Source organism: Mycobacterium sp. 4858, from assembly GCF_900240975.1.
Taxonomy (GTDB): Bacteria; Actinomycetota; Actinomycetes; order Mycobacteriales; family Mycobacteriaceae; genus Mycobacterium.
The window spans coordinates 1,744,768-1,756,434 of record NZ_LT968776.1; the positions used below are offsets into that span (position 1 = coordinate 1,744,768).

The following is an 11,667-nucleotide window of genomic DNA, read 5'->3' on the forward strand; positions in this document are numbered from 1 at the left end:
ACTGGGGGATTCGGCCCCGTTACCGGCCTGGAACCAAGCGCCTAGCTTGAGTGTCGGAACGTCGGCGTAGCACCGGCAACGGCTCAAACGAGTCACACATCGAAAGGCACTGACGTGAGCTCTCTGATCGACTACATCCTTGACCTGTTCCGCAGCGAAGACGCGGCAAGGGCTTTCGCTGCCTCTCCGCAGCAGGCGCTGAATGACGCCGGGTTTGCTGACGTGTCCCCCGCCCAGGTCTCCTCCGCGGCGGCCAGCGCGGCGCCGGGGCTGGAACTAGGCGGCGGCGACCCCATCGTTGGTCTACAACAAGCGGTGGCCAGTCAGTTCGGTCTCGCGGCGGCTTCAAACGTTTCTGCGGCGGCTGGCGGTGAGGCTGCTGCTGGGCTCGGCGCCGACGTCGGTGCCGGCTTGGGTGGCGGCGCGGGGTTGTCCGATGCCGTGGGGCTGGACGCTCAGGTCGGCTACGGCGTCGGTGGCGGTTTTGGCGGTGAAGCCGGCGGTGGCTTTGGTGTCGGTGGTGGCTTTGGCGGCGAGGCCGGTGGTGGCTTTGGTGTCGGTGGTGGCTTTGGCGGCGAGGCCGGTGGTGGCTTTGGTGTCGGTGGCGAAGCGGGCGCGGGCATCGGGGGCGGATTTGGCGGCCAAGCCGGCGGTGAAGCCGGTGGGGGTTTCGGTCTCGGCGGTGACGCCGGATGGCAAGGCGGCGTTGGCGGCCAAGCCGGCGGCGAAGCCGGTGGAGGTTTCGGTCTCGGCGGTGACGCCGGATGGCAAGGCGGCGTTGGCGGCCAAGCCGGCGGTGAAGCCGGTGGAGGTTTCGGTCTCGGCGGTGACGCCGGATGGCAAGGCGGTGTTGGCGGCGAAGCCGGCGGAGGTTTCGGCGGCGGATTTGGCGGCCAAGCCAGCGGTGAAGCCGGTGGAGGTTTCGGTCTCGGCGGTGGCGCCGGGGCGGGCCTCGGCGGTGGCCTCGGTGGCCAAGCCGGCGGTGGCTTCGGTGTCGGTGGCGAAGCGGGCACGGGCATCGGGGTCGGATTTGGCGGCCAAGCCGGCGGCGAAGCCGGTGGAGGTTTCGGTCTCGGCGGTGACGCCGGATGGCAAGGCGGCGTTGGCGGCCAAGCCGGCGGCGCTTTCGGCGGCGGCCTCGGTGGCCAAGCCGGCGGTGGCTTCGGTGTCGGTGGCGAAGCGGGCGCGGGCATCGGGGGCGGATTTGGCGGCCAAGCCGGCGGTGAAGCCGGTGGAGGGTTCGGTCTCGGTGGCGACGCGGGCGCGGGCCTCGGCGGTGGCCTCGCTGGCCAAGCCGGCGGTGGGTTCGGTGTCGGTGGCGAAGCGGGCGCGGGCCTTGGCGGCGGCTTCGGCGGCCAAGCCAGCGGCGAAGCCGGCGGTGGCTTCGGTGTCGGTGGCGACGCGGGCACGGGCATCGGGGTCGGATTTGGCGGCCAAGCCGGCGGCGAAGCCGGTGGAGGTTTCGGTGTCGGTGGTGACGCCGGATGGCAAGGCGGCGTTGGCGGCCAAGCCGGCGGTGAAGCCGGTGGAGGGTTCGGTCTCAGTGGTGACGCCGGGGCGGGCCTCGGCGGTGGCCTCGCTGGCCAAGCCGGCGGTGGCTTCGGTGTCGGTGGCGAAGCGGGCACGGGCATCGGGGTCGGATTTGGCGGCCAAGCCGGCGGCGAAGCCGGCGGTGGCTTCGGTGTCGGTGGTGACGCCGTCGCGGGCCTCGGCGGCGGCTTCGGCGGCCAAGCCGGCGGTGGCTTCGGTGTCGGTGGTGACGCCGGATGGCAAGGCCGCGTCGACGGCCAGGCTGGTGGCGGCCTAGGGGGCGGCGGCCAGATCGCTGGCGGTAGCCGCGGCGACGCAGGTGGACGTGCCGGAGGTGGCTTTGGCGGCCAGGGTGGAGCTGGCGGCCAGGCCGGAGGTCGCGGACAGGTCGGAGCTGGTGGTCAGGCGAGCGCCGAGGGTGAGGCTGGCGGTGGCTTCGGCGGCCGCGTTGGCGGCGGCTTCAGCGGTCAGGCGGGCGGCGGCTTCAGCGGTCAGGCCGGCGGCGGCTTCGGCAGCCAGGCCGGCGGCCAGGTGGGCGGCGGAGCTCAACTCGGCGGCTCGTCGGGCGGCGTCAGTGTAGGCGGCCAGGCCGGCGCCGCCGGGGGCGCGACCCTCGGCACAGGCGGGGGCGCGTTCGGCACGGGTGGCGGCTCCGCTGTCGGCGGCGTCAGCGGCACTACCGCCGTGGGCGGTGCCGCCGGCGCTCAGGCGGCAGCCAGCTCGTTAGGCAATGTCGGCCTGGGCGCCCAAGCCAGCGCTGCGGGAAACGCGGCGCTCGCAGCCAACGCCGGCGGTCACGCCAGCTTCCTGGGCAATGAAAGCGCAGCGCTCGGCGGTGGCACCCAGCTGACCGGTGCACAAGGCGGATTCGCCGCGGGCGGCCAAATGGGCGGTGGCGCAGCGACCGCATCCGGTGCCGGCGCGCACGGCAGCATCCTCAACAGCGAAAGCGCCGCGCTCGGTGGCCATGCCCCGACGGCTCCCTCCACCGAAAGCGGTACGGCAACTCAGGTCGGTGCCGGTGGTGGCGCAGCGGTCGGCGCCGGCGGTAACGCGCAGGGAAGCATTCTCAGCCACGAGGGCGCTACGTTGGGCAGCGGTACGACGGCCGGCGGTAGTACCGGCCACGTCTCCGCAGGCCAAAGTGGCGTCATACACGACAGCAGCTCTGCCGCCACGGCCGCTGGCCACGCGGCGGTCGCGGGCGGCGGCTCCTCTGTCATTCAGAGTCCCAGCACCCCCGCGCACGCGGATCCGAACGCGGCGGCCGCCGGCCAAAGCGCGGCCTCGGTCGGCGCACACTCGGCCCTGCAGGGCACGTCGACGGTCGGGGACCCGTCCGGCCACACGGCGTTCGACGCGTCGGGACAGTCGGCCACTGACGCCTCGAGTCACTCGGTGTTCGACCACAGCAGCTACGACCCGGCGGCTTCGCACACGCCGGCCCAAAGCGACCCGATGACGCACCACCCGGTGGACCCGCACACCGGGTTTTGATCGGAGGCATTGCCGCGAACCGGCGGGGACCTTACGGGGTTCCCGCCGGTTGGTGGGCATACGGTGTTTCGGAGTTCAACGCAGAAAGTAGGGCGACCCGGTGACTCAGCCCGATGACCCGCGCCGGGTCAACGTGATCGTGGAACTGATCGATCACACCAGCACGATCGCCGACCTCAACGGCCGCGGCGACCTCCGCCAGCGGCTCGGGTGGGCCCGCGAACGCATCACCGACCCCCACATCCGGGTGGTGATCGCCGGCCAGCTCAAGCAGGGCAAAAGCCAGCTGCTCAACTCGCTGCTCAACATGCCTGTCGCACGCGTCGGTGACGACGAGGCCACGGTGCTGATCACGGTCGTCGCCTACGGCGACCCGCCGTCGGCGCGGATCGTCCTCGCAGGCCCCAACGGCCAACCAGAAACCGCTGACGTCCCGGTTGCCGAGCTGCAGACCGACCTGCGTCAGGCTCCCCAGGCCGCCGGCCGCGACGTGCTCCGGGTGGAGGTCGGCGCGCCCAGCCCGATGCTGCAAGGGGGGCTCACCTTCATCGACACGCCCGGCGTGGGCGGTCACGGCCAGCCGCACCTGTCGGCGACGCTGGGGCTGTTACCTGACGCCGACGCGATCCTCATGGTCAGCGACACCAGCCAGGAATTGACCGAGCCGGAAATGCGGTTCGTGCAGCAGGCCCATCAAATCTGTCCGGTCGGGGTGCTGCTGGCCACCAAGACCGACCTGTATCCGCATTGGCGCGAGATCGTCAACGCCAACATCGGACACCTGCAGCGCGCCCGGGTACCGATGCCGGTGCTTCCGGTGTCGTCGCTGTTGCGCAGCCACGCCATCACCCTCAACGACAAGGAACTCAACGACGAGTCGAACTTCCCGGCCATCGTGAAGTTCCTCAGCGAGGACGTGCTGGCCCGCCGCAACGACCAACTCCGAGACCAGGTGCTGGATGAAATCCGCTCGGCGGCAGAGCATTTGACGCTTGCCGTGCGCTCTGAGCTGGCCGCGCTCAGCGACGCCGACGTCGGTGGGCGGCTCACCGAGGACCTGGAGCAACGCAAACGCGAGGCCGAGGACGCGCTGCAGCAGACGGCGTTGTGGCAACAGCTGCTCAATGACGGGATCACCGACCTGACCGGCGACGTGGACCACGATCTGCGGGCACGCTTCCGGGCCATCACCGAGCACGCCGAACGGGTGATCGACTCGTGCGACCCCACCCGGCACTGGGCCGAGATCGGGGTGGACGTGGAGAACGCCGTCGCCACCGCCGTCGGCGACAATTTCGTCTGGGCCTACCAGCGCGCGAAAACCCTCGCCCAGGAAGTAGCCCGCGTCTTCGTCGAGGCGGGGCTGGGTGCGGTCGCGATGCCCGAGCTCAGCGCGCAAGCCATGGGCGCGGACTTCGGGCAGCTCAAGTCCCTGGCCCGGCTGGAGTCCAAACCCATGGGCAAAGGCCACAAGGTGGTGACGGGCATGCGCGGCTCCTACGGCGGCATGGTGATGGTCGGCATGCTGTCCTCGGTCGCCGGGCTGGGCCTTTTCAACCCGCTGTCGGTCGGGGCAGGGTTGGTGATGGGCCGCATGGCCTACAAGGAAGATAAGGAGAACCGGCTGCTGCGGGCCCGCAACGAGGCCAAGACCAACCTGCGGCGTTTCGTCGACGATGTGTCCTTCGTGGTCGGCAAGGAGTCGCGCGACCGGCTCAAGACGATCCAACGTCAGCTGCGGGACCACTACCGCGGTATCGCCAACCAGGCCACCCGCTCGCTCAACGAGTCGCTGCAAGCGACCATCGCCGCCGCGCGGTTAGAGGAGACCGAGCGCGATAACCGAATCCGCGAGTTGGAGCGGCAGTTGAACATCCTGACCCAGGTCACCGACAACGTCGACAAGCTCGCACCCGAGGTGACACGGGTGTGAGCACCAGCGAGCAGGTCCGCGCCATCCTGGGCGGAACCATTCGCGCCTACCAGGCGGAGCCGGCCTACCGCGAGCGGCCCGACGTCTTCCACGAATTGCATCGCATCGCCGCCCGGCTCAACGAGCCGATGCGCATCGCACTGGCCGGCACCCTCAAGGCCGGCAAATCCACTCTGGTCAACGCACTGGTCGGGGAAACCGTCGCGCCCACGGATGCCACCGAGGCGACCCGGATCGTCACCTGGTTTCGGCACGGCCCGATACCGAAGGTCATTGCCAACCATCGTGCGGGGCGCCGTTCTGATGTGCCGATCATGCGCGACGGCGGACTCGGCTTCGACCTGAGCAGGCTGAACCCTGACGACGTGGTTGACCTCGACGTGCAATGGCCCGCCGACGAGCTGATCGCCACCACGATCATCGACACGCCGGGGACCTCGTCGCTGGCGCGTGACGTCTCCGCGCGCACGCTGCGGCTCCTGGTGCCCGAGGACGGGATGCCTCGGGTGGACGCGGTGGTGTTCTTGCTGCGCACCCTCAACGCCGCTGACATCGCGCTGCTCAAACAGATCGGTGACCTCGTTGGCGGGGCGACCGGGGCGCTGGGCATCATCGGCGTGGCGTCGCGGGCCGACGAGATCGGCGCGGGGCGGCTCGACGCCATGCTCTCGGCCGAAGACGTGGCCAAAAGGTTCACCCGCGAGTTGAGCCAGACGGGCGTCTGCCAGGCGGTGGTGCCGGTGTCGGGGCTGCTGGCGCTGACTGCCCGCACGCTGCGCCAGTCGGAGTTCGTCGCGCTGCAAAAACTCGCCGGAGTCGATGCCGCCGAGCTGCATAAGGCCATGCTCAGCGCGGACCGCTTCGCCCGTCCCGACATCCCGTTGCCGGTGGACGCCGGCACGCGCGGCCGGCTGCTCGAGCGGTTCGGCATGTTCGGCATCCGGATCTCGATCGCCGTGCTCAAGGCCGGCGTCACCGACGCGGCCGGGCTCGCCGATGAGCTGCTGGAACGCAGCGGGCTGGTCGCGTTGCGCAATGTCATCGATCAGCAATTCGCGCAGCGCTCCGACATGCTCAAGGCACACACTGCGCTGGTGTCGTTGCGCCGGTTCGTGGAGGCGAACCCGATCGCGCGCACGCCACGCATCCTCGCCGACATCGACCCGTTGCTGGCCGACACCCACGCCTTCGAGGAGCTGCGCCTGCTCAGCCAACTGCATTCGCGCTCGACGGCGTTTCACGACGACGAGCTGGCGTCGCTGCGGCGCATCATCGGCGGTTCGGGAACCGACGCGCCCAGCCGGCTGGGGCTGGCCCCCGAGGCGCACCATGACGCGCCGCGGGCCGCGTTCGCCGCGGCCCAACGCTGGCGCCGCCGCGCCGAGCACCCGCTCAACGACCCGTTCACCACCAGGGCGTGCCGCGCGGCGGTGCGCAGCGCCGAAGCGATGGTGGCGGCTTTCGCCGCGCGCGATGGCGGCGTCCGGCCGCGGTGATGCCCCGACGCCCGCGATCGACGTGTGTGAATCGGATGACAACGCCGGCCTGCTATAGGTTGACTGCCGATACATTGTCGTGGCCGCGCATACGCACGCCGGCGGACACCTGAATTGGACGATATGTCAACGGAAGCAAGACGGGCGCTGGGGCTGTCGGCCGGGACCGCCAACCTGGCAGCCATAACGGCCGATCGGGCAGTGACACGCGCGTCGGTGCTGACGCTGTATCAACATCGCCCGCCCGAGGTGGGCGTTCCCTCCGAGAACCCCCACCTCGACGAGCCCGGCTTGGTGGTCACCGACTTCGTCGACCGGGTGGGAGACCCCGTCGGGATCGTGGCCGCCGACGGCTCCACCCATCGCGGCGAGGCGTTGCTCGCGGACGCGTTGCGTGCCCTCGCCTACGCCGCGACCGCCGGGCAACAGCTGCCGGAGGCGACGGCCGTGGCCTATCCCGCGCACTGGCGCCCCGCCGCGGTGGACGCGTTGCGCACGGCGCTGAGCCGGGTGCCGGAATGGTCGGGCGGTTCGGAATCCCTGTCGCTGATCTCGGACGCCGCAGGAGCGCTGACCGCCCTGCAGACCAACCCGGGTCTGCCCATCCGCGGGATCGTCGCCGTGTGCGACTTCGGTGCCAGCGGCACCAGCATCACCCTTGCCGATGCCACCAACGGCTACCAGCCCATCGGCGCCACGGTGCGCCACACGGATTTCTCCGGGGAACTGATCGACCAAGCCCTACTGGCCCACATCGTGGCGGATTTGTCGTCCGCGGGTTCCATCGACGTCTCGGCCACTTCGGCGATCGGATCGCTGACCCGGCTGCGGGCCGAATGCCGGGCGGCCAAGCAGCGCCTCTCGGCCAGTACGGCGACCACGCTGCCCGCCGACCTGCCGGGCTTCCGTGGGGATATTCGGCTCACCAGAACCGAACTCAACGAAGCGATCAATCAGCCGCTGGACCAGTTCGTCCATGTTCTACAAGACACGCTGGCGCGCAACGGGATCCGAGCCACCGACCTGGTTGCCGTCGCCTCGGTGGGCGGTGGCGCGGCGATCCCCGAGGTCACCACGCGGCTGTCCGAGCAGTTTCGCGTGCCGGTCATCACGTCACCGCGGCCGCAGCTGGCCGCCGCCACCGGTGCCGCGCTGCGGGCCGCACGCGGGCCGGCCGACGACAGCGCAACGAAATTGGCCGCCGCGCCACGCGTGGCGGCGCCACCGGCACTCGCGGAACCGACCCTGCTGGACGTGGTGCCGGTGTCCGCTGCCATGCCCGCTCTGGCGTGGTCTGAGGCGGGCGACGAATCGGGGATGATGCCCCTGGCCGCCGACGAGCCTCCGGGCTGGGCCGGCGATCACGCTCCAGCGCCATCCGCCGCGCCGCCGTTTCAGTTCGGCGACGAGACCGGTCACGCCCGTCCCGAGCTGCGGTTCGGGGAACAACCCCTCCCCGACGAGGGCCGCCGCGCCGACATCGCCTGGTATCGGCGGCCATTGGTGCTCGTTCTCGGTGCGGCCGCGGCGGTGCTGGCCCTCAGCGCGGTGATCATGCTGGCTCTGAGCCACGGTTCCACCAACACACCCGTCGCACCGACACCCGGCGTCGCCACCACGCCGCAAACGTCACCGCCGCCTTCCCCGGTGCAGACAAACCCGGCCCCGGCGCAGCAGGCCCCCGTGCAGCCCAGCACGGCCGCACCGGCTCCACCGCCGCCGGCGAGCACTCAGCCGGCGCCGACCACCACCGAACCGCCGCCGACCACCACCGAACCGCCGCCGACGACTACCGAGCCGCCGACGAGCACTCCGTCGACAGCCACGACGTCGCCACCGGCACCGCCACCACCGTCTACGGACAATCCGCCGACATCGGTTCAGGTACCACCGATTCCGCGCATACCCCGGATCCCTGGGATCCCGACCATCCCGCCGATCCCGTAGCCCGGGTCCCGCGCCGCTGCCGGGGAAAAGCGCTTGGGCGACAACACGTCTGTGCAACACTCGAGGACAAATGGCCCTGCTGTTGCTCATCCTCAAGGTCGCGGTGATCGCCCTCATCGTCGGCGGCGTCGTCGCGTTGATCGTCCGCGGGGTGCGGCGCTCACGGGCGAACAGGCTGGATCCGCACTGGCGAGGGCGCGGCATCCAGCCCGGTTACGAGGCGTCCGTTTATGGCGCGATGCCGAGCACACCGCTTCCCGAGTGGGCGTACTGGGACGACGAGGACGACGAAGCCCACGACGACGGCCGCTCTCCGCGCGGCTGAATCCGGGCCTCACACGTCCTCGACACCACTTCGGCGGACCCGCCATGCCGCGCGGCTGAAGCCCCAGCACAGGGCGTCATTTCTCGGACTAAACCCCCGTGGCCGAAACGTGACCGATGCTTGATCAAATACTAACGCGCCCTTGCGCTTCCGCTGGTCAGCGGGGATTTACGATCCTCCTATTACAACGGTGTCAGTTAACAGGAATCGGAGCCATGCGAGCGGACGTTCGGTGTGTTCTTGCGGCGGTCGGGATCGCCGCGGGTGTGGTTGCGGGGCCTGCAGGCACCAGCGATGCGGCGGCGAATCAGCCGCATGATTTCGCGATCGCGTCGGTCCTGCCGGCGCGGGGTGCGACGGTGGGGGTGGCGCACCCCGTCGTGGTGACGTTCGACGCCCCCGTCGCGAACCGGCACGCCGCCGAACGCGCCATCGCGGTCACGTCCACGCCCGCGATGACGGGCAGGTTCGAATGGCTCGACAACAAGGTCGTGCAGTGGGTCCCCGCCCACTACTGGCCGGCGCACAGCACGGTGGCGCTCTCGGTGGACGGCCGGTCCACGGAATTCAAGACCGGCCCCAAGGTCATCGGCATCGCCAACATCACCGACCACACGTTCAAGGTGAGCGTCGACGGCGTCGACGCGACCCCGCCGCCCACCCCGCATCACCGGCCCCACTTCGGCGAAGAAGGGGTGCTTCCCGCGTCGATGGGTAGGCCGGAGTATCCGACGCCGGTCGGCAACTACACCGTCTTGTCGAAAGAGCGCTCGGTGCTTATGGATTCGAGCAGCGTCGGCATCCCGGTCGACGATCCCAACGGTTATCTGCTCAACGTCGACTACGCCGTCCGGATCACCAACCGCGGCCTGTTCGTGCATTCGGCCCCGTGGGCCGTTCAATCGCTGGGGCTGGAGAATGTGAGCCACGGCTGCATCAGCCTCAGCCCCGAAGACGCCGAGTGGTACTACAACACGGTCAATGTCGGCGACCCGGTGATCGTCAAGCAAGACCTCTGGGAGCGGCCTCCGTCCTGAGGAGGCCCCGATCAGATCTGCGCATTCGATCGTTCCTCCCCACCCCGCGAGCGTGAAATTAGTTTCACGCTCGCGGTCGACTGTGAAACCAATTGCACGCTCGACGACGTCAAGCAACGAACCCCATAAGAAAGGACCCGCTGGTGGCCGCCAGCGGGTCCTTCCGGTTGGGAGGGATGGGGTCAGTGCGCGCCCGGGCCGGGCGCGACCGGCTGACCGGGCTGGGGTCCGCCGGTCGGCGCCGCTCCCGTCGGCGCGTCCTTGACGCCGGACATGTCGATGAGCGGGGCACCGGCGATCCCGTCGAGGGGCGCGCCGGCGGCCAGCGGCCCACCGAGTGCGACCAACGGAGCGCCGGCCGGCACCACCGGGGCGATGGGCAGCGGCGCACCCAGCGGCAGCGGCAGCGGGGCGCCCAGGGGCAACGGCACGGGGGCGCCCACCGGCAGCGGGCCGGGCACCGCCAATGGGACACCGGCCATGTCGGTGAGCGGCGCGCTGGCGGCGCAGACCTCCGCGGTCGGCGCTCCGCCCGCGGCCGCCGCCCCGCCGGCGGCACCGGCGGCCCCCGGTCCGGCCAGCGGCGCGCCGGCCTCCCCGGCCTGCCCCTGGATGCAGGCGTAGCCACCCGTCTTCAGGGGCGCGGCTGCCGCATCCGGGCTCAACGCGAGTGCGGCTCCGCACAACCCAAGGCTGGCAACTACTTTCATGTTGAACCGATCGACGATCGCCATCAGCGTCGACTCTCCTTTATTCGCGCTCACATAACCATCTGGTGCAGCAGACCCGCGTAGCCGTCTTTTCGGCGACCGAGCCAATTGTCGTCAGCCGCCATGAAACGCCGGACGCGCCGCACCGCGCCGTTTCCAAACGGTGACGTCACAAGGGCGTCACGAAGTCGGTTGTGGCCGTGCGGCTCTGCCGACGCCGGCGGCGGCCGGCCGGGCGATTCTGCGCAGCTCATTCACAGCGAATTTTCGGCAATCCAACATGTCTTGGAGGTTCTATAGAGGTAAACGGATGGTGAACGAGGAGAGGGAGGGTTCCCATGTGGGGACAGCGGGTCTATGGCCGATTCATCAAGACAGCGTTCCTGGTTGGCCCCTTGCTCGTCGCCGGGGTGATGTGGGCCGGCCCGGCGCAGGCCGACGCCACCAGCTTCGTCAACGACCTGCACAAGGTGGGGATACATGCGGTCACCGGCGGCGACGAAGCGCTGGTTCAGATGGGTTTGAACCTCTGCCAGCAACTGTCGTGGGGCGCTTCGCCCTCGCAGCTCGAGGGCCTCGCGGTGCAGCGCTCGGGCAGCAGGCAGGGCGCACGGGGGATCACGCCCCAACAGGCCGACGACGTCGTCGGTTTTGCCGTGCGTGATCTCTGCCCGAACGCATAGCGGTCGCTCCCCGACCCGCCGGCCGACGGCGAAAACGCGGCCCGGCGGTCGGTCTTTGCCGACTATTCATCGTCGGGATTTCTCTTCCGCAACGTGTCTCACGGCACTTTCGTGTAAAAGTGCATCATCCGAATCGGGCACGGGACGAAGGAGAGAATCGAATGGCAGCACAGCGGCCCTATGGCCGGTTCATGGGCGCGGCCCTCGTAGGCCCACTGCTGGCCGCGGGGATCGGATGGGCCAGCCCTGCCCGGGCCGACCAGACTGCCTTTCTCAATGACCTGCACAACGCCGGCATCCACGCCGTCAACGGCGGCGACGAGGCACTGCTGCAGATGGGCGCGGACCTGTGCCAGCAGCTTTCCTGGGGCGCCTCCCCGCAACAGCTGGAGGGCCTGGCGATCCAGCGCTCGGACGCCGACCAGGGCACCGGTGGGATCAACGGCCGGCAGGCGGCGGACGTCGTCATCTTCGCCTTGCGGGATCTGTGCCCCAACGCCTAAACGGCG

At 70.1% G+C, this 11,667-nt stretch carries 11 protein-coding genes and 1 pseudogene; 9 read left to right on the forward strand and 3 right to left on the reverse strand.

Going from position 1 to position 11,667, the window contains the following annotated elements:
• Positions 1 to 114: 114 nt before the first annotated feature.
• Positions 115 to 255, forward strand: a pseudogene (locus C1737_RS27190) (IniB N-terminal domain-containing protein); the annotation flags it as partial.
• Positions 256 to 345: 90 nt separating this feature from the next.
• Here C1737_RS27190 and C1737_RS27195 read toward each other — a convergent pair.
• Both C1737_RS27195 and C1737_RS27200 read right to left on the reverse strand, forming a co-directional pair.
• Positions 346 to 1,773, reverse strand: coding sequence for a hypothetical protein (locus C1737_RS27195; protein ID WP_233214868.1), 1,428 nt, complete (start codon positions 1,771 to 1,773; stop codon positions 346 to 348).
• Between the two features lie 30 nt (positions 1,774 to 1,803).
• The gene (locus tag C1737_RS27200; protein WP_233214869.1) at positions 1,804 to 2,079 is read right to left on the reverse strand and encodes a hypothetical protein; all 276 of its coding nucleotides are present in this window, start codon (positions 2,077 to 2,079) and stop codon (positions 1,804 to 1,806) included.
• Positions 2,080 to 2,214: 135 nt separating this feature from the next.
• Between C1737_RS27200 and C1737_RS27205 the strand changes: the two genes are divergently transcribed.
• The 6 genes from C1737_RS27205 to C1737_RS16785 all read left to right on the forward strand — a co-directional run bounded on the left by C1737_RS27205 (position 2,215) and on the right by C1737_RS16785 (position 9,765).
• Positions 2,215 to 3,027 carry a hypothetical protein gene (locus C1737_RS27205; RefSeq protein ID WP_233214870.1) on the forward strand — a complete coding sequence of 271 codons (813 nt, stop codon included), beginning with the start codon at positions 2,215 to 2,217 and terminating at the stop codon, positions 3,025 to 3,027.
• Positions 3,028 to 3,127: 100 nt separating this feature from the next.
• Entirely contained in the window at positions 3,128 to 4,960 is a 1,833-nt protein-coding gene (locus C1737_RS16765; protein ID WP_068099140.1) for a dynamin family protein, read from the forward strand.
• Positions 4,957 to 6,456, forward strand: coding sequence for a dynamin-like GTPase family protein (locus tag C1737_RS16770; RefSeq protein ID WP_102418936.1), 1,500 nt, complete (start codon positions 4,957 to 4,959; stop codon positions 6,454 to 6,456). The genes C1737_RS16765 and C1737_RS16770 overlap by 4 nt, the downstream gene beginning before the upstream one ends.
• Positions 6,457 to 6,579: 123 nt before the next feature.
• Positions 6,580 to 8,403: an Hsp70 family protein gene (locus C1737_RS16775; RefSeq protein ID WP_102418937.1), complete on the forward strand. Its 1,824-nt coding sequence runs from the start codon at positions 6,580 to 6,582 to the stop codon at positions 8,401 to 8,403.
• Positions 8,404 to 8,473: 70 nt separating this feature from the next.
• Positions 8,474 to 8,728 carry a hypothetical protein gene (locus C1737_RS16780; RefSeq protein WP_102418938.1) on the forward strand — a complete coding sequence of 85 codons (255 nt, stop codon included), beginning with the start codon at positions 8,474 to 8,476 and terminating at the stop codon, positions 8,726 to 8,728.
• Between the two features lie 215 nt (positions 8,729 to 8,943).
• Positions 8,944 to 9,765 (forward strand): L,D-transpeptidase, encoded by an 822-nt coding sequence (locus C1737_RS16785; RefSeq protein ID WP_102418939.1) that lies wholly within the window; start codon positions 8,944 to 8,946, stop codon positions 9,763 to 9,765.
• 182 nt (positions 9,766 to 9,947) lie between these two features.
• Here C1737_RS16785 and C1737_RS16790 read toward each other — a convergent pair whose 3' ends face one another.
• Positions 9,948 to 10,499, reverse strand: coding sequence for a hypothetical protein (locus tag C1737_RS16790; protein WP_102418940.1), 552 nt, complete (start codon positions 10,497 to 10,499; stop codon positions 9,948 to 9,950).
• A 314-nt stretch (positions 10,500 to 10,813) separates the two neighbouring features.
• Here C1737_RS16790 and C1737_RS16795 point away from each other — a divergent pair, with 314 nt between their 5' ends.
• A complete protein-coding gene (locus C1737_RS16795) occupies positions 10,814 to 11,158 on the forward strand; it encodes a DUF732 domain-containing protein (protein ID WP_068099134.1) in 345 nt (114 codons plus the stop codon).
• Positions 11,159 to 11,349: 191 nt separating this feature from the next.
• Positions 11,350 to 11,661 (forward strand): DUF732 domain-containing protein, encoded by a 312-nt coding sequence (locus C1737_RS16800; RefSeq protein ID WP_197509255.1) that lies wholly within the window; start codon positions 11,350 to 11,352, stop codon positions 11,659 to 11,661.
• The last annotated feature ends 6 nt before the right edge of the window (positions 11,662 to 11,667 follow it).